Annotated in this window: 11 protein-coding genes and 1 tRNA gene; 8 read left to right on the top strand and 4 right to left on the bottom strand. The window is 67.3% G+C overall.

The window, feature by feature from the left end:
* The first annotated feature begins 91 nt into the window (after positions 1–91).
* Positions 92–736: a sugar O-acetyltransferase gene (locus tag Uis4E_RS03205; protein WP_101621829.1), complete on the top strand. Its 645-nt coding sequence runs from the start codon at positions 92–94 to the stop codon at positions 734–736.
* 250 nt (positions 737–986) lie between these two features.
* Here the strand turns inward: Uis4E_RS03205 and Uis4E_RS03200 are convergent, their stop codons facing one another.
* Positions 987–2522 carry a xylulokinase gene (locus Uis4E_RS03200; protein WP_101621828.1) on the bottom strand — a complete coding sequence of 512 codons (1536 nt, stop codon included), beginning with the start codon at positions 2520–2522 and terminating at the stop codon, positions 987–989.
* A 309-nt stretch (positions 2523–2831) separates the two neighbouring features.
* On the opposite strand from Uis4E_RS03200, the gene Uis4E_RS03195 reads away from it, so the two are divergent.
* From Uis4E_RS03195 to Uis4E_RS03185, 3 genes are all read left to right on the top strand, one after another.
* Positions 2832–4055: an ROK family protein gene (locus Uis4E_RS03195; protein WP_101621827.1), complete on the top strand. Its 1224-nt coding sequence runs from the start codon at positions 2832–2834 to the stop codon at positions 4053–4055.
* A gap of 73 nt (positions 4056–4128) precedes the next feature.
* A complete protein-coding gene (locus Uis4E_RS03190; protein WP_207764537.1) occupies positions 4129–5052 on the top strand; it encodes a copper homeostasis protein CutC in 924 nt (307 codons plus the stop codon).
* A gap of 186 nt (positions 5053–5238) precedes the next feature.
* A tRNA-Gly gene (locus Uis4E_RS03185) sits at positions 5239–5312 on the top strand.
* Between the two features lie 505 nt (positions 5313–5817).
* Here Uis4E_RS03185 and Uis4E_RS03180 read toward each other — a convergent pair.
* Positions 5818–7341, bottom strand: a complete 1524-nt coding sequence (locus Uis4E_RS03180) for a C1 family peptidase (RefSeq protein WP_101621826.1) — start codon at positions 7339–7341, stop codon at positions 5818–5820.
* A 342-nt stretch (positions 7342–7683) separates the two neighbouring features.
* Here Uis4E_RS03180 and fbaA point away from each other — a divergent pair, with 342 nt between their 5' ends.
* The 3 genes from fbaA (at position 7684) to Uis4E_RS03165 (ending at position 11142) form a co-directional block, all read left to right on the top strand.
* Positions 7684–8751 (top strand): class II fructose-bisphosphate aldolase, encoded by a 1068-nt coding sequence (gene fbaA, locus Uis4E_RS03175; protein ID WP_101621825.1) that lies wholly within the window; start codon positions 7684–7686, stop codon positions 8749–8751.
* Positions 8752–9186: 435 nt separating this feature from the next.
* Positions 9187–10491 carry an ATP-binding protein gene (locus tag Uis4E_RS03170; protein WP_101621824.1) on the top strand — a complete coding sequence of 435 codons (1305 nt, stop codon included), beginning with the start codon at positions 9187–9189 and terminating at the stop codon, positions 10489–10491.
* Positions 10492–10779: 288 nt separating this feature from the next.
* Positions 10780–11142 (top strand): hypothetical protein, encoded by a 363-nt coding sequence (locus tag Uis4E_RS03165; RefSeq protein WP_101621823.1) that lies wholly within the window; start codon positions 10780–10782, stop codon positions 11140–11142.
* Positions 11143–11746: 604 nt separating this feature from the next.
* On the opposite strand, the gene Uis4E_RS03155 is transcribed toward Uis4E_RS03165, so the two are convergent.
* Both Uis4E_RS03155 and Uis4E_RS03150 read right to left on the bottom strand, forming a co-directional pair.
* Positions 11747–14086, bottom strand: a complete 2340-nt coding sequence (locus Uis4E_RS03155; protein WP_101621821.1) for a YhgE/Pip domain-containing protein — start codon at positions 14084–14086, stop codon at positions 11747–11749.
* Positions 14083–16779 carry a YhgE/Pip domain-containing protein gene (locus tag Uis4E_RS03150; RefSeq protein ID WP_101621820.1) on the bottom strand — a complete coding sequence of 899 codons (2697 nt, stop codon included), beginning with the start codon at positions 16777–16779 and terminating at the stop codon, positions 14083–14085. Before Uis4E_RS03150 ends, Uis4E_RS03155 begins: the two co-directional genes overlap by 4 nt.
* Positions 16780–16896: 117 nt before the next feature.
* Here Uis4E_RS03150 and rsmI point away from each other — a divergent pair, with 117 nt between their 5' ends.
* Positions 16897–17886 carry a 16S rRNA (cytidine(1402)-2'-O)-methyltransferase gene (rsmI, locus tag Uis4E_RS03145; RefSeq protein WP_101621819.1) on the top strand — a complete coding sequence of 330 codons (990 nt, stop codon included), beginning with the start codon at positions 16897–16899 and terminating at the stop codon, positions 17884–17886.
* The last annotated feature ends 258 nt before the right edge of the window (positions 17887–18144 follow it).

Genomic DNA, 18144 nt, shown 5'->3' with positions numbered 1-18144 from the left:
GGGGCCGGGCACGCGCATCGCGCGTCGCACCGCCCGCATCGTGTCCCGCCGCCAAGCATCGTTCCCATCGTCAACCGAATCGAGGCAAACCATGACCACCCACGTTCCCAAGCGGGACCTCGAAGCGCTCAAACGCGACCATCCGGACGTCGCCGCCCTGTTCGCCGACGACTGGCTGCAATACCGCAAATCGGACATCCTGCCGGAACTCACGCGCGAGGCGCAATCCACGTGCGCGACGATCAACCGTATCTACTTCGACGACACCGCCGAGGCGGAACGGCTGTTCCGCGAACTCGTGCCCGGAGCCGGCGAAGGCGTCGACTTCCGGCCGCCGATCCGCCTCGACTACGGGTTGGGGCTGCGCATCGGCGACCGCACGTTCATCAACATGGACTTCCTCATCGTGGGCGGCGGACCGATCTCCATCGGCTCCGATTGCCTCATCGGGCCGCGCGTGAGCATCTACACGCCGAACCATGCGATCCCCGCCAAGCCGCGGCTCGAAGGATGGCAGCACAACGAGGACGTCGCGATCGGGAACAACGTGTGGCTCGGCGGCAACGTGGTGGTCTGCCCGGGCGTGACCATCGGCGACAACGCGATCATCGGCGCCGGATCGGTCGTCACGCACGACATCCCTGCGAACGCGATCGCCGTGGGGAACCCGTGCCATGTGATCGGCGAGGTGCCCGAGGATTGGACACCCGAGGAGCGTGCCGCCGCGGAGGGCTGAGCGGTGGTCTGGAGGCGCCGGACGGTCGACTCTGCGGTTGTGATGACCGACGACGGGCTTCATGGCTCGTAATCGCTTCATGTGGTAACCGGAGGCGGAATATGATGAACCCCCGGAATGAAGAATGGCTTCATTCCGGGGGTTCATCATATGCGATGGTGGCTGGCACCGGCAGCGGTTGCCAAATGAACCGAACAGGAACCAAATGGAGGCGAAAGCCCCGCCGGCGCCGGCGGGGCGGTGGTTTTCCTCAGCCGCGGGCCTTCGCGTAGGCCTCGTACACGGCCTCGGTGGGCTCGCCGGTCTCCACGCCGTCGATGGTGAGCTTCCACTCCGGCGGCTCGGCCTCGCCGGACAGCACCCACGCGGCCTGACGGGCCGCGCCGATCGCCACGTACTCGTCGGTGGCCGGGCGGGTCACATCCATGCCGAGGATCGACGGGGCCAGCGTGCGGATCGCCACCGACTTCGCGCCGCCGCCGATCAGCAGAATGCGCTCGATCCGCGCGCCCAGCGAACGGATCAGCTCCAGGCAGTCGCGCTGCGAGCACAGCAGGCCCTCGACGAACGCGCGCGCCAGATTCTCCTTCGTGGTGTTGTGCAGGGTCAGGCCGGTGAGCGAGGCGGTCGCGTCAGGGCGGTTCGGCGTGCGCTCGCCGTCGAAGTACGGCACGAGCGTGATGCCGCCGGCGCCCGGCTCGGACCGGAACGCCAGTTCGGCCAGCTCGTCGTAGTCCACGCCGAGGGCGGCGCGGCCGGCGTCGATGATGCGCGAGCCGTTGATCGTGCAGGCGAGCGGCAGGTAGTGGCCGGTGCAGTCGGCGAAGCCGGAGACCGCGCCGGTCAGGTCGTACACCGGGTTCTCGGCGATGGCCGCGGCCACGCCGGACGTGCCGAGCGAGATCGACACGTCGCCGACGCCCATGCCGAGGCCGAGCGCGGCCATTGCGTTGTCGCCGCCGCCGGGGCCGAGGATGCAGCCGCCCTCGACGCTCTTGCCGGCGATGGCGGGGGAGGCCTTCACCGCGGCCGTCTTACGCGGGCCGAGCACGGTGGGCAGCACGATCGCATCGGCGTGGGCCTTGGCGGCCTCCTCGCCTTCGGCGGCGGCCAGCACCATCGCGATGAGGTCGCGGCGGTACTCGTTGTGCGCGGCATCGTAGTAGATGGTGCCGGACGCGTCGGAGCGGTCGGTGAACAGCTTGTCGAGGTGCGCGTCCTCGCCTTCCGCGACCGGGCCGTATCCGGCGATGCGCCAGCTCAGCCAGTCGTGCGGCAGGCAGATCGCGGCGATGCGCTTCGCGTTCTCCGGTTCGTTCTCGGCGACCCACGCGACCTTGGTGAGCGTGTAGGAGGCGACCGGCGAGGAACCGACGGCCTTGACCCAGCGCTGCTTGCCGCGTGCGACGACATCCTCCGGCTCGCCTTCGGTGGCGCCGTCGTCGACCGCGTCCGCCGAGCCGAGCTTCTCGATGAGCGCGGCGGCCTGCGGGGCCGAGCTGGTGTCGTTCCACAGCATCGCGTCGCGGATCACGTTGCCCTGCTTGTCCAGGATCACCATGCCGTGCTGCTGCCCGCCGACCGCCAGCGCGGCCACGTCGTCGAGGCCGCCGGCCTGCGCTGCGGCGGCCTGGAACGCCTCCCACCAGTATTCGGGGTTGACGGACGTGCCGTCCGGGTGCTTGGCCTGTCCGAAACGCACCTGTTCGCCCGTGGCGGCGTCCGTGATGCGGACTTTAGTTGATTGGGTTGATGTATCGACTCCTGCGACCAATGTGCGAGTCATGTTTCCTCCTCGATGAGGGCCGCGCGCAAGGGTTCGACGCGCCGCACCTAATAAGTTAGACGATTAAACTATACTGTATTCCGGCATGAAGATGCAAGTGAGGTCGCGTCGCACGCCATGCGACATGCGACGGCCGGTCGGAACGCATCGTGCGGCGTCTACTATGAAAGTCTACGTCGCCACACGGCCCGAAGCCCGGCGCCTCGGATTCCTCCGGGCGCGCGACCCGCTCATCGGATGGCGAATATGGGAGAAGCGAGAACGAAGCAAGCCGCGAGGCCGCGACGACAGTACGAAAGGACAGGCACCATGGCCGGTTTGAGGAAGATCAACCAGGACGACCTGCGCAACCACAATCTCTCCGTGACCATCGACGCCCTGCTGAGCGCGAAGACCCCGATGAGCCGCGCCGACCTCGCCAAAGAGACCGGACTCACCAAGGCGACCATGTCGCTGCTCGTCTCGATGCTGCTCGAATCCGGCGTGGCCGAAGAAGGAGAGCCCATCGCCGCCGCATCCTACGGCCGGCCCAGCACGCCGCTGCGCATCCACGGCGGCCGCATCGCCGGCATCGGCCTGCAGGTCAACACCGACGGCTACGGCTGCCTCGCCCTCGACATCAACGGCGACACGCTCGGCCGCGAATGGGTGAACGACGACATGACCGACTCCGATCCGCAACACGTGTTCGCGCGGCTCGACGCCATGACGGCGACGCTGGAACAGCAGCTCGCCCGCCGCAAATGCACGGTGGCCGGCACCGGCCTCGCCCTGCCCGGCGTCATCACCGGCAACCGGCTGGCGGTCGCCCGCAACCTCGGTTGGACCGACCTCGACCTCACGCGCTTCGACGTGGTGCGACGCCTCGACGCCATCCCCGGCAACGAGGCGAAAATGGCCGCCATCGCGCAGATCCCCGGCTACGCCACCGAACGCGCCGACTTCCTCGACGTCGTCGACCGACGCGACTCCTTCATCTACGTCTCCACCGACGTCGGCATCGGCGGCGCCATCGTGCGCGACGGCGAAGTGGTCCGCGGATCGCACGGATTCTCCGGCGAGATCGGCCACCTGTCCGTCGCGATGGACGGGCCGCGCTGCACGTGCGGCCGCCGCGGATGCCTCGAAATGTACGCGGGTCGCCGCGCCATGGTCGAGGCCGCCGGCCTCGCCGACGGCGGCCTCGCCACCAAATCGGACGCCGTCAGGCGGCTCCTCGACGGCTGGCGCGCCGGCGACCCGCAGATCACCGCGGTGATCGACCGGGCCATCGACGCGCTCGTCTCCGCCATCGCCTCCGCCGTCAACCTCATCGACGTGGACACAGTGCTGCTCGGTGGCCTGTGGACGCACTTTGGCGACGAACTCACCATCGTGCTCGAAAACCGCTTGCGCGAGGAGATCGTCGGACCGGCCGACATGACGGTGCGCGTCGCCACGCCGCCCGTCGCGGAACACCCCTCGCTGTACGGCGCGGCCGAACGCGGCCTGCGCCGGTTCATCGACGATCCGCTGCGGTTCATCGGCGCGTGAACGGCCGGCGGCGACGGCCGCGCCGCCGCCCCGCATCCTCCGGCAGTCCGGTAGAATCGCCGGCATGGACGATATGCCGATGAATGCGAAGAAGGATGCGTCGGACAAGCGGCCTGCGCAGGCCGCCGCACCCGTATTGGAGATCGCGGTGCAGGACGCGTGCGGCGCCGCCGTCGCCGCGGCCGCCGGCGCGGACCGCATCGAACTGTGCGCCGCGCTCGGCGCGACCGGAGGGCTCACGCCCAGCTACGGCGCGATACGGCTGTGCGCCGCCGTCGCTGCCGGCGCTGGTGCTGCCGGTGCTGCCGGTGCCGCTGGTGCCGCTGGTGCTGCCGGTGCGGATGCCGTTCCGCCGCGCATCCCGCTCGGCGTGCAGGCGCTCATCCGCAACCGCGGCGGCGATTTCGTGTACGACGCCGACGACCGGACCATGCAGCTCGCCGACATCGGCCCCGCGCTGGAGGCCGGTGCGGCCGGAGTCGTCGTCGGCGGACTGCGCGCGGACGGCACGATCGACGAGGACTTCGCGCGACGGCTCATCGACCGCGCGCACGAGGAGGCGGCGCGGCTGGAACGCGCGCACGTCGACATGACGTTCCACCGCGCGTTCGACATGGTGCCGGCGGCAGGACGACGCGAGGCGCTGGAGACGCTGATCGCGCTCGGATACACGCGCGTGCTCACCTCCGGCGGCGCGGCCAGCGTGCCGGAAGGCGTCGACGCGCTCGCCGAACTCGCCGACTGGGCCGGCGGACGCATCCAGATCATGGCCGGCGGCGGACTGCGCCCGGCCGATTTCGCGCGTGTGGCCGCGACGGGCGTCGACGCGCTGCACCTGTCCGCCAAAACCGTGGTGCGGTCCGCCGGAGGGCCGGGAGGCGGCGGCGACAGCGCCTACGAGCGCACCGATCCGCAGCAGGTGGCCGCGGCCGTGCGGGAGGTTCGGGAGATTCGGGAGGCGCGGAAGGTTCGGGAGGCGCGGGCTTTCGAGTCGTGAGGAGTAGTGCTGTCGGGGTTGCCCGTGAGGTTTCCGGGGGCTTGGATGGTTCGGCGACGTGGGTGTCCGGAGTGCGGGCGATGTGGGCGTGGGGTTGCGCGGTGCGTGCCCGCGTAGTGAGACGATGGGGCGTCACGTCCCGGACCGTGTTTAGACTGGGGGCTCGCGTCCAAAAGACGCACCCTTGCGGATGTAGTTCATCGGTAGAACGAAAGCTTCCCAAGCTTTAAAGGCGGGTTCGACTCCCGTCATCCGCTCCAGTGAGAACCGTTGGAATGCCAACGGTTCTTTTGTTTTTCAGGGGGTTGTTCCGGTTCCCGTGAGCGCACGGTGAGAACAATTTATTGTGAGCCCGCGCATATGTCACGTGGATGTCACGACCGTATCGCGGCCGCCTCTGCTGTTGTAGGGGAATGGGTGCCGGCTTCCGCTGGGTTCCGCTGGGTTCCGCTGGTTTCCGCTGGCTTCCACCGGCTCCCGCTGGGTCCCGCTGGCTCCCGCTGGTGGGAGCTGTCATGCGGAGCATGACTGAGGGTGGTCGACGGGTTGCGCCGTCGTAGGGCGCGTGGTCTGCCGTGCGGACCACCCCCACCCGGCTTCGCCGGGAGCCCCCGCCAGCGGGGGCGGAATCTCGTCGAACGTGTTCCGATATTCGGTTTCGCCGGGAGTCTCTGCCGGCGGGGGCGGGATTTGACCCCCACCCGTCTCCATAGTCGTCGGAACGCGGGAGCCTCTGCCGGCGGGGCGGAGATATGAGGGTGGGGGTTATGCGCAGCGGGTGGCGCGGGAGATTGGTTCCCAGGGCTGCACGGGGACCGGCTCGGTCGTGAAGATCCGGCGCGTGGACTCGTCGAGCACGCTCGTGTGGATCGTGGCCTCGTTCACGTACTCGTCGAACCAGGCGTCGGAGGCGACGAAGTAGCCGTCGCGGCCCGCGTCCTTGCCCCAGCTGTTCTCGATCTTCCACCGGTCCGGGTTGCCGTCCGCGTCGAGGTTCACGCCGAGCAGCGTCATCGCGTGGTTCGACGGGCTCACGCCGTATTCGAGCCGATCGCCCTTGCCCATCGTGTACTCGATGCCGAACAGGTCCTCCACGCGCACCACGTCACGGCTGAACACGCCCTCGCCGCGCAGCGAGAACTGGTCGCAGTCGCACGCGAACCACACCGGACGGCCGCTCTTCAACTGGTCGATCACCGCCTTCTTGAACACGCTCATCTCCACGTTCGCGAACTCGATCGGATGCCCGCCGACCACGTTGCCCGTGTGCGCGAGACGGTACAGGTGGCCGAACGGCGTGCGCGCCATCGGCGCGTTCACCACACCCACGTAGTCGTCGAGATCCTGCTTGACGTACTTCGCGTAGAAGTCGAGCGGCGTGATGCCGTGCTCGCTGATCAGTCTGCCCTTCACGAACCCGTCATCGGCCTTCTTGGCATCGGTCTTCTTCGCGGCGTCGCCGGAATCCTTCTTCGCGCCGTCCGCATCATCGTCGTCATCCTTCTGACGCGCCGTCCAATCGAACGTCCTCGGCGGCTCGCCGAGCGCGACCGCGACGATGCGGTACACGTCGTCCATCTGCTCGCGCACGCGCGCACGCAACGCGGCGGCGTTCGCGCCCGCCGCGTGCCGCGCGCGCAGCTCGAGCGCGAACTCACGCAACTTCGCGTTGAGATATTGCGTGAACGCGTCCGAATCGCGGGAATTCGCGGTCTCCGGATACGCGGACTTCGGCACCAGACCGTACTTCGCGGCGAGCGAGGCGAACATCTGCCACCAGCCGCCGTCGTCCGCCGGATAGTCGTTGATCGCCTGGAACAGGCGCGAATCGGTCGGCTCGTCGAGCGTTTGCAGCACCTGATCGAGGTAGAAGTTCGACTTCTCGATCTTGTCGTAGAAGAACAGGTAGGTCTCCGAGAACTCGAAATCGTCGAGGTTCCAGCGGCGGATCACGTCATGGCGGAGCGTGTTGAGGCTCGCGAACATCCAGCAGCGGCCGGACCGCTCCTGCGCGGTGATCGAACCCTGCTTGAGTTCGATCGAGAAGTCGTCGCGGGGCAGCGCGCGCAGGCCGCGGTAGTCGGTCGCGGCCTTGAGCACGCCGGTGCTGGTCGCGGCGGTCGCGGCCACGCGGTTCGCGCGGGAGGCGTTGAAGTCGGCGGAATAGGCGTCGAGCGCGGCGGGGGTGAGGGCGGCGGTTGCGGCGTTGGGTGTGGTTTCGGCCGCGGGGGTTGTGGCCGCGGGGGGTGTGGTGGTTTCGGATGTGGGCTGTGCGTTGGTATCGGTCATGGTTCCCTATTATCGCGCGATGACGGCGGAGGGAGTGGAGACGTGCGGGGATGTGGGAGGGGTGCTTGGGGTGAGCGGGGTATGGGCGTACGTTCGCAGCGGTGTTTTCGGCCGCCACCGTGGAAAACGTACGTTGAGAAATCGTCAGCGTACGTTTTCCACGATGAGGAGGGATAATCCCGTCGCGAACGTACGCTTGGCGGGACGGGAACCGTGGAACAGGCGTGGGGTGGCACGCGGCACATGGCCGCGAGGCGACGGGCGTGTGACTTGTGCGGGAATTCACAGCGGGGAATGATCACCCGGCGTGCGTGTTCCGGGCGGGGGCGCGATAATGGCCGTATGACTATCGCAACTCCCGAACGTTATGCTGAAATGCTCGACGCCGCACGTCGCGGCGGCTACGCGTACCCCGCCATCAACGTGACGAGCACGCAGACCCTGAACGCCGCGCTGCAGGGCTTCGCCGAAGCCGAATCCGACGGCATCATCCAGGTGTCCGTCGGCGGCTCCGCCTACTTCTCCGGCCAGAGCGTGAACGACCGCGTCACCGGTTCGCTGGCGTTCGCCGCGTTCGCGCACGAGGTCGCGAAGAAGTACCCGAACATCACCGTCGCGCTCCACACCGACCACTGCGCCAAGCAGTACCTCGACGAATGGGTGCGCCCGCTGCTCGCGCACGAGGCCGACGAGGTCGCGCACGGCAAGGAGCCGACCTTCCAGTCGCACATGTGGGACGGCTCCACCGTGCCGCTCGACGAGAACCTCGACATCGCCGAGGAACTGCTCGACAAGTCCGTCAAGGCGCACACCGTGCTCGAGATCGAGATCGGCGCGGTCGGCGGCGAGGAGGACGGCCACAGCCATGAGATCAACGACAAGCTGTACTCGACGCCGGCCGACGGCGTGAAGGTCGCGCAGCGACTGGGCCTCGGCGAGCGCGGCCGCTACATGGCCGCGTTCACGTTCGGCAACGTGCACGGCGCGTACAAGCCGGGATTCGTGAAGCTGCGCCCGGACCTGCTCGGCGACATCCAGCGTGAGGTCGCCACCGCCGTGGTCGACGGCCGCATCGCCTCCGCCGCCGGCGCGGTCGACTTCCCGGCCGGCAAGCCGTTCGCGCTCGTGTTCCACGGCGGCTCCGGCTCCCGTCCGGAGGAGATCGCCGAGGCCGTCAGCCACGGCGTCGTCAAGATGAACGTCGACACCGACACCCAGTACGCGTTCACGCGCGCGGTGGCCGGCCACATGTTCTCGCATTATGATGCGGTCCTCAAGATCGACGGCGAGGTCGGCAACAAGAAGTTCTACGACCCGCGTTCGTGGGGCCGCGAGGCGGAGACCTCGATGGCCGCTCGCGTGGTCGAGGCCTGCCAGGAGCTCGGCTCCGCCGGCAAGGCGCTCAAGTAGCGGCCGACTGCGGGATTGCGGTCCGCGGTCCGTGGGTGTTTTGGGCTGGTGGTTGTCGTGGCTATCGTGCCCATACGCCCATTGAGGTTATTGCGGTTATTGCAGCCATTGAGGCCATTGGAGGAGGCCGGCATCATCACGATGCCGGCCTCCTGCCGTAAGAGGATGCTCCGTTTCGCTGGTGTTCGCTGGTATTGCGTGGCTTCGCAGGATTCTCGCATGCGTTGGCGTGAGCCCTGCCCGTCTCGCGGCTCGTACGCTACCGCTTGCGTTTCCTGGCTCCGTGCCTTTCGATTCGGATTTTCATCGTTGAGGAATTCGGATTTTGGTAGTTGAGATATTCGGATTATTGTAGTTGAAGGATTCGGATTTTCGTCGTTGGAAAGTTCGGATTCTGGTAGTCAGCATCGTGAGGCATGGAAGGCGACGGAAAGCATGAACGACGGCGATGCAATCAGGCCCTCCGGTTATCGTCCCCGAATCGTGGACGCCCAGATCGAGCGGTACCAGCGCATTTTCGGCGCCGTCGAGGTCACGGGCACGAAATGGTGTGGTAAGACGTGGTCGGCGCGGGCCCATGCGTCGAGCATCACCTATGTGGATCGCGGCAACAATCTGGCTGTGGCACGCGCCGATCCATCCCTGATGCTGTTGGGCGATCGTCCGCATGTCATCGACGAATGGCAATTGGTCCCCGCGATTTGGGATGAGGTCCGGCATCACGTGGACGACGATTCGGGGAAGGAGGGCCAGTGGCTGTTGACGGGGTCGTCGACGCCGCGGCAACGAAGCCTGCCGCAGCATAGCGGAGCGGGGCGCATCGGTCGCATTCGGATGAATCCGATGAGTCTGATGGAATCCGGACTCTCCACAGGCGCCGTCAGTTTGCAGGCGCTGTTCGACCATGAGTTCGAGGCGGCGAACACCGCAATGGATACGGAGGCGCTGCTGGACGCCGTATGCCGGGGCGGATGGCCCGAGGCGATCGATATGCCGGTGGCCGATGCGCAGACGCTGATTCGTGAGTACGTTCGGTTGACGTTGTCCGAAGGCGTCAGCCGGTTGGGCAAGAATCCGGACGTCGCCAGACGGCTGATGAACTCCCTGTCGCGCAATGTCGGCCAAGCGGTTACGTTCAAGACCCTGCGCAAGGACATGTACGGTTCCGAGGAGAATCTGGACGATTTCGTGTCTGATCGCACGGTCTCCGAATACGTGAGCATGTTCGAGAGCATGTTCGTCATCGATCCGGTACCGGGGTGGGTGCCGCCTGCGCGCTCGCCGAAGCGCTTGCAGACCAAGCCGCGTCGATACTTCGCCGATCCGTCCATTGCCGCCGCGGTGTTGGGCATGAATCCGAAAGCGCTGATCGCGGATTGGCAGACCTTCGGGTTCCTGTTCGAAAACCTGTGCGTGCGCGACCTGCTGGTATACGCTCGCGCATTGCCGGACATCGGGATGGAGCCGGTGCGGTACTACCATGACGACTCAGGGCTGGAATGCGATGCCATCATCGAACTGGCGGACGGGCGATGGGGCGGTCTCGAAATCAAGTCAAGCGAGGACAAGGTTCCCGAAGCGGCGGCGAACCTGAATCGTCTCAAGGCCAAATTGCTGAGAAACCCGGACGCCCGGACCCGCGCCCCTGAGTTCCTGGCCGTATTGATTGGCATCGGCCAATACGCCTACCGCCGCGAAGACGGCATCTACGTCATCCCCATCGGCGCATTGGGCGTGTGAGCTTGTCGCTGTCCGGCCAGTCCTATGTCCGGAATCGTTCGGTCATTCTTGGTGGATGGTCATCTGGCCCGCAGGTCCGGCCATTGCGCGGGGAGGAGCTGGTCGACGTGGACTCCCAGTACTTGTGCAATCGCCATGATGTTCATCAAGCTTGGGTTGGCTGGCGTTCCCGGGCGTGACTCCCCTTTTTCAAGCTGTTGATAGGCGAATCGTGATAAGTCAGGACTTGCGAGGGCAGGTATCGTTGGTGCTGTTGCCGCGGCAACGTTGCTGTCTCCCCAGGTGGCGATGGCCGATGAGACGGTCGTCACCCCGTCCGATCAGATCGGGCAGGCGCAGCAGCAGGTCGCGGACGCGCAGCAGGCGGTGAGCGCCGCCCAGCAGGCCGTGAAGGACGCCGCCGCCAAGGCGGAGCAGTCGCAGAAGGAGGAGCAGTCGAAGTCGGACACGGCGAAGCTCAACGAGCAGATCGCCGTGCAGACGCGCGACGAGATCGCCGCGAAGAACGGCGTCGGCGTGAAGGCCGGCGTGGCGAAGACGCCGCTCGCCGCGTCCGCGGACGGCGGCGTGCTGTCGTCCACCGGCGTGGACGCGATGCTGCCGGCGTCGTTGATGGCCGTCATGGCGGAAGGCCGCGGATACCAACCATGATGATGACTTATGTGTATGGTTCGGGGGCGAACCTGCATGGTTTGGGGTGGGATGTGTAGTCTCCGTGGGCGAACGTGTGGGGTGGGGGTCTGAAGAGCCGGTCGTTCGCGCGGGATGATGGAATGTGGGATGGTGGGATTCCGGGCTTTTTGCGGGGGCTGATGTGCGGCTGGAGGGCAGTCTTCGGCACCACACCGTGCAGGTTCGCGGGTTTCTTATGCAGGTTGGCGCCTTGGGTATGCAGGTTGCCATGCGAACCGTGCAGGTTGCCTTGCGAATCATGCACGTTGGGTGTGGAATCATGCACGTTCGTCGTGAGCGAGGGAGGACCACCCCCAGTCGGCTTCGCCGACAGCCCCCGCCAGCGGGGGCAGGGGATGGCGACGGCTGCGGGGCGGGGGATGGCGACGGCTGGTGGAGTGGACCACCCCCAGTCGGCTTCGCCGACAGCCCCCGCCGGCGGGGGCGGGGATAGCGGCGGCCTTGGGACGGGAACAGCGACGGCTGGTGGAGCGGGCCACCTCCAGTCGGCTTTGCCGACAGCCCCCGCCAGCGGGGGCAGGGAATAGCAGCGGGCCGCGGGGCGGGGAGGCAGGCCGGTCTGTTACATCACCTTGGTGCTTTCGAGGTTGCGGATGATCCAGTCGTTGAGGCGGATCACGGGCTTGCGCAGCACGAGGCCGAGCACGAGCGAGGGGACGAGGAACAGGGCGAGCTTGCCCATCGCCACCCAGTACTCCATGCCGTAGGCGCCGGCCATGGCCGAATGCATCGCGTCCACCGCGTACGGGAACAGCAGCCACCGCGACACCACTTGGAAGAACGGGGGCAGCGTCTCCACCGGGAACGTGCCGCCCGAGCCGGCCACCTGCATGACGAGCAGTACCACGGCGATCGCCTTGCCGATGTCGCCGAACGAGACGGTGAGCGTGTACACGATGTTCGAGAACACGAGCGCCGCCAGCCATCCGACCATCATGAACTGGATCGGATGCTCGCATTGCACGCCCAGATACAGCAGGTCGCCGAGACAGACGAGCGTGCCCTGCATGAGCGCGAGCACGCCGAACAGCATGTACCGTCCGAAATACTCCTGATGCAGGCGCAGACCGAATCGTCTCGCGTTGCCCGGCGATTCGGAGCGCGGCTTGCGCAGCACGTCGAGCATCGCGCCCGGCCCGGCGGCCCGTCCGATGATGACCGCGTCGCGCAGGCCCACGTCCTCGCCGAGCGGCAACACGTTGCCGAGTCCGAGGATCTTCGCCTTCTCATGGTCGGAGATCGCGACCTTGAGCATCGCGACGAGGATGATCGCGCCCACCCAGATCGCGAGGATCGTGTAGAACGGCGCCATCGCGGAACCGTAGTTCGCGATCGGGTAGATCGCCTCCCGGTCGACCGCGACGGGTGCGGAAAGCATCGTGGCGATCGCGTCCGGATCGGTGGACGTGATCGCGGACAGGTCCGTCCCGGAGCCGCCCGCAGAGCCGCCGCCCGCCACGCCCGCGAATTTCGCGTTCAGGTCGTCGAGTTTCGCCGCGGACTTGTCGAGCGTCGAAGCCGCGTCGCCCAATGCGGTGCGCACGTTCGTCAGCCCGTCCGAGATGCCGCCGGACAGGCCGCGCACGCTCGCCGTGGTCGCGGTGAGCCCGTCGACCACGCCGCCGGCCTGGTCGACCATCGTGCTCATCGACGCGGTGAGTGCGTCGATCTGCGGCTTCAATGTCGACCGGTATGTGGAGGCCGCGTCGGTGACGGCCTTGCGCGCGGCCGCGACCTGCGCCTTCAGATCGCGTCGCGTCGCGGCCATGTCGGCCGTGCCGTCGGTCACCTGTTTCGCCGCGTCGCCGAGCGAGGCGGCGGCCGCGGCGAGCTTGGTCTGCGTGTCCTGCGCCTGATCGGCGGCCGCGTTCAGCGCGTCCTGCACCGCGGGGACGGTGGCCGATCCGGCGAGCGCGCGCAGCGCCGCCGCATAGTCGCCGTATGCGGCGGCCTGGTCGTTCACTTTCGATTGGAGCGTGGTGAGCGCGTCCGCGACCTGCCCGGTCTGCGTGTTCACGTCGCCGAACGCCTGGTCGATCTGCTTGTCGACGCCGTCGTAGGCGGCGCCCGCCTGCGCGAGCGCGTCGCCGACGTCGCCGGTCGCGCCGGACAATGCCGCGTTCAGGTCCTTCGCGCCTTTCGTACCTTGTGCGAGCGCCTTCTTCGCGTCGGCCGCGCCGGTGCCGGCGGAGCCGAGCAGCCGGTCGGTGGATGCGATGATCCCGTCGGCCGCGCCGAGCAGGTTCGCGTAGGAGTCGGCCTGCGTGGCCGCGCCTTTCAGCCGTGTCGCCATGGTCGTGATGTGCTGGGTGGCGTTCGTCACGTACTGCTGCATCTGCGGGCTGTCGGCGTATTGCGCGACGTTCGAGGCGAGTCCCAACGCCACCTGTCCAAGTGTTTTGACGAACGTCCGGTCGATGGTCGTGGCGACCGTGCTCGCGCCCTGGTCGGTGATGTGCGGCGCGATCGGGTTGATTTTCTCGTTGAGGTAGTAGTCGAGTTTCGCGTGGCGGATCTTCGGCGAGAAGAGGGTCATCATGTCGGCACTGAACGATTGCGGGATGACGAGCGCCGCATAGTATTCGCCGGAATACACGCCGTCGACGGCCTTCGCCTTGTCGACGAACTGCCAGTCGAGCTGGTGGTTGGCGCGCAATGCGCTCGTCACCGTCTCGCCGACGTTGATGCGCACCGGCATCAGGTCGGATTTGTAGCCTTTGTCGGTGTTCGCGACGGCGACCTTGAGCGCCTTCGTGTTGCCGTACGGGTTCCAGCTCGCGGCGATGTTGTACCACGCGTACAGCGCGGGCACGATGACGAGGCCCATCGCCACGATGATCGCGATCACGTTGCGCGTGGCCTGCTGCACGTCGCGGGCGAAGATGCGCCAGATGTTCCTCATCGCGCGCCTCCCTTCGTGTCGTCGGATCGTGGTGCGGGCTGTGCCGTGTCGGAGACGCCGCGCAGCCGTTCGGTCAGGTCTTCGGTGTCTTCGGTGTCGTCGTCCGGTTCCGGCGCCGCCGCGCGCCGGCGCCGCCAGATGTAGCCGTTGAGCATCACGTCGCGGAACTGTTCGGCGCTCAGCGCGCTCACGCCCAGTTCGCGCGCATAGTTCTCGCGCGTGTATTCGACGATGATGAGGAACGCGTCGATGATGATGATCGACGCGATCCACGCGGACAGCATCGCGATCTTCGCCTGCGTGAGGAACAGGAGGATGAGGAAGACGAACGGCAGCACGGTGAGCAGCACGAGGCCGGCGACGATCATCTTCGGATAGCGGTCGAAGAACCGGCGGGCGCGGCGTGTGACGAACTCGCGCAGTTCGGCGGAGTCCGCGGCGACGCGGAACGTGGAGGTGAGCCGCACACGCTCGTTGACCATCGTGTCGTGTTCGGTGATCATCAGGTCGGTGTCGCCGAGGCGGCGGTCGAACAGCGCGTTGAGGTTCATCGCGTAGCGGCGTACCACGAGTCCGACGAACAGGGCGACCGGCAGGTAGCAGAGCAGATGGCCCAGATCCAGCCAGTAGTGGTTCGCGTACGTGCCGGCGATCGGCCCGCGCATCGCGTTGATGCCGTAGGTGAACGGCAGCCACGGGTGCAGTTCGCGGAAGAAGTTCGGCATCAGTTCGATCGGGTACAGGCCGGACGCGCCCGGGATCTGCACGATGACGAGGATCACGGCCACCGCCTTGCCGATGTGGCGGAACGCGACCGCCAGCGCGTAGATGATGTTCACGTAGACGAACGAGCAGACGAGGCCGGCGAGCAGGAACAGCAGCGGATGCTCGCATTGGATGCCGAGCACGAGATCGCCCGCGCAGGCGATGACCGCCTGCAGCAGGCCGATCGTGACGAGCAGCAGCCAGCGTCCCAGATACGCCTGCGTGGCGGTCAGGTGACGCAGTTCGCCGCGCTGCTCGCGGTCCACTTCGAGCTTGTAGATGGCGATGAGCACGAACCCGCCCACCCACAGCGCGAGGTTCGTGTAGAACGGCGTGACCGACGAACCGTAGTTGTCGGTCGGATACACGGTGCGCGTGGTGAGCGCGACCGGCGAACCCATGAACCTGCCGAACTCCTTGTCGTCGAGATGCAGCCGGTCCTTGATGGCCGTGTAGGCGGCGGAGCTGTCGAGCGCGGCCACGTCGGTGCGCACGCCGGTCACGTCGCCGATGAGCTGGTCGAGCTGGTCACGCGTGTCCTTCACCGTCGTCTTGGTCTGTCCGATCGTGTCGGCGAGCTGGCCGAGCAGCCCGTCGGTCTGGTCGGCGGTGTCGGCGAGCGTGACGAGCGTGCCCGCCATCGTGCCGTTCAACGCGGCGAACGAGCCCAGCGACGCGTTGAGGTTCGGCATGACCGTGCCGGTGAGCGTGCCGCGCGCCGTGTTCAGTCCGGTGATGCCGCCGGAGACGGCCGTGCCGGTCGCGCCGGACAGGCTCGTGGCCGCGTCCTTGCCGGCGCCGATGAACGCGGTCGTGTGCTTGTGGAAGTCGTCGACCTGCTGCTGTTGCTTCGCGACCGCGTCGGACAGCGCGTCCACCTGCTTCCAGATGCGTTGGCCGACCGGGTCGGACGTGTGCTCGTCGATGCCCGCACGCCGCAGCGCGGCCTTGAGATCGTCGGCCGCGCCGGCGGTCTGGCCGAGCGGCGTCGAGATCGCGTTGTGGATCCGGTCGACGGACTCCTGCGCGCCGTTGAGCGTGCCGGTCACGTCGCCCGCGGCCGTGTTCACCTTCACGCCGATGCCGCTCAACCCGGCCGAACCCTGGTCGAGCGCGCCGACCATCGTCGTGGACAGCTGCTGCGACGAGGTCTGCGCCTGCGCGAGCAGCGTGCCCGACTGCGAGGACGTGCGCTGCGCGGCGGCGATGGCCCGCCGGAGTTTCGCGATCGTGTCGCGCGCGCTCGCGATCGTGCCGTCGGACTGGTCGAGCGTGGTCTCGATGTCGCCGAGCGCCGCGTCCACGTCGCGGATGTCGTCGACGACGGTGTCGAGATCGCCGATCACGTCGCTCTGCGTCGATGCGGCCGCGCCGGTCAGGTCGCGGCCGGCGCGCGACACGGCCTTCGCGACCGTGTCGCCGACGGTCGCGACGAACGTCTGGTTGATCTGCTCGTCGATGGTGGTGGCGCCCGTGTCGGTAATCTTCGGCGCGATCGCGTTCTTCTTCTCGTTCACGTAGTACGTGATCTTCGGGCGTCGCTTCGGACTGGTGAGCGCGTCGGCGAGACTCGAACTGAAGTCCTTCGGCAGGACGATGGCCGCGTAGTAGTCGCCCGTCTGCATGCCGTTGAGCGCGGTCGTCTCGTCGACGAACCGCCAGCCGAGCTGATGGTTGCGCTTGAGCTGCGCGACGACCTGCCCGCCCGCGTCCAGCTTGCCGACGAGCGGCGAGCTGGTGCCCTTGTCGTTGTTCACGACCGCCACCTGGATGTTGCCGGTGGCGGAGTACGGGTCCCAGTTCGCGAGGATGTTGAACCATGCGTACAGCGACGGGATGATCGCCACGCCCAACGTGACCACGACGGCGACCGGATTGCGCAGGATGCGCGTCAGATCGCGGGTGAACACACGCCATATCGTTCGCACTTCGGCAGCCTTCTTTCCGTTTTCCGACCGCGCGTGTTTTCGGTTCCGTGGAGCACATTACTCGGCATCGCGGCGTTGTCGACCCGTGCGTCCGAGGGGGTGGGGGATACTGGAGGCATGACCAATGCAGCGGATGTGAACGTGAACGACGTGAATGGGCCGATTGGGGCGGACGCGGGCGCCGGCGTGGCGGAAGCGGGCGCGGCGGCGACCGTGGCCGTCGCCATCCCGGCGGGCACCGTGGTGCTCGCCGCCACCCCGATCGGCAACGTGGGCGACGCGTCCGCACGCCTGCGCGCGCTGCTCGAGCACGCCGACATCGTCGCCGCCGAGGACACGCGCCGCCTCTACGACCTCGCGAACCGTCTCGGCGTACACGTGAACGGCCGCGTCGTCGCCTACCACGACCACAACGAGCGCGACAAGGCCGACGGCCTGCTCGACAACGTGGAGACCGGCGCGACCGTGCTCGTCGTCTCCGACGCGGGCATGCCCACGATCAACGATCCGGGACTGGCGATCGTGCGCCGGGCCATCGAACGCGATCTGCCCGTCACCTGCGCGCCCGGCCCGTCCGCCGTGCTCGACGCGCTCGCCCTGTCCGGCCTGCCGACCGACCGCTTCTGCTACGAGGGCTTCCTGCCGCGTAAGCATTCCGAACGCGTGCAGCATCTGCGCATGCTGCAGGGCGAACGCCGCACGATCGTGTTCTACGAGACGCTGCACCGCATCGACGATTCGATGGACGATCTGCTCGACGCGTTCGGCCCGAACCGCCGCATGGCCCTGTGCCGCGAACTCACCAAGGACTACGAGCAGATCCGCCGTGGCACGATCGCCGAGATCCGCGACAGTGTGCACAACGATCCGCCGCGCGGCGAGATGGTGCTCGTCGTCGCCGGCGCCTCCGACGAGGAGGCGGCCGCCGTGGCGCCGAGTACGCTGTCCGTCGAGGATCTGGCTGTGCTCGCCATCGACCGCGCGCTCGAGGACGGCCTGCGCATCAAGGAGGCGATCACGCAGGTCGTCGGCGAACACCCGCTGCCCGACGGCACGCTCGCCAACCGCAAGCAGGTCTATCAGGCCGTCCTCGCCATCAAGCAGTAGCGTTCCGCTCTCGGGCTTTGCTCTTCTGAGCCGGGCCTCCGCCCGGCTCATCCCTTTTGTGGTCCGGCCTTGGTGGGCTCCATCCCTTTGCTCCCCCTTGAGGGGGAGCTGTCAGCGAAGCTGACTGAGGGGGTGTCGCGCTGTCGTCTCCCGCTCGTCCAGCGACTCCAACAGCACGGTGAGCGCGCGTTTGACACCCGGCCCGCCCGCCTGCGAGACATATTCGAGCAGCGCCGCGTCCGCCTTCGGATTCGCGAC

The organism is Bifidobacterium parmae (assembly GCF_002860365.1).
Lineage (GTDB): Bacteria > Actinomycetota > Actinomycetes > Actinomycetales > Bifidobacteriaceae > Bifidobacterium > Bifidobacterium parmae.
The sequence above is the reverse complement of the archived record's forward strand: the minus strand, read 5'-3'. Positions and strand labels throughout refer to the sequence as shown.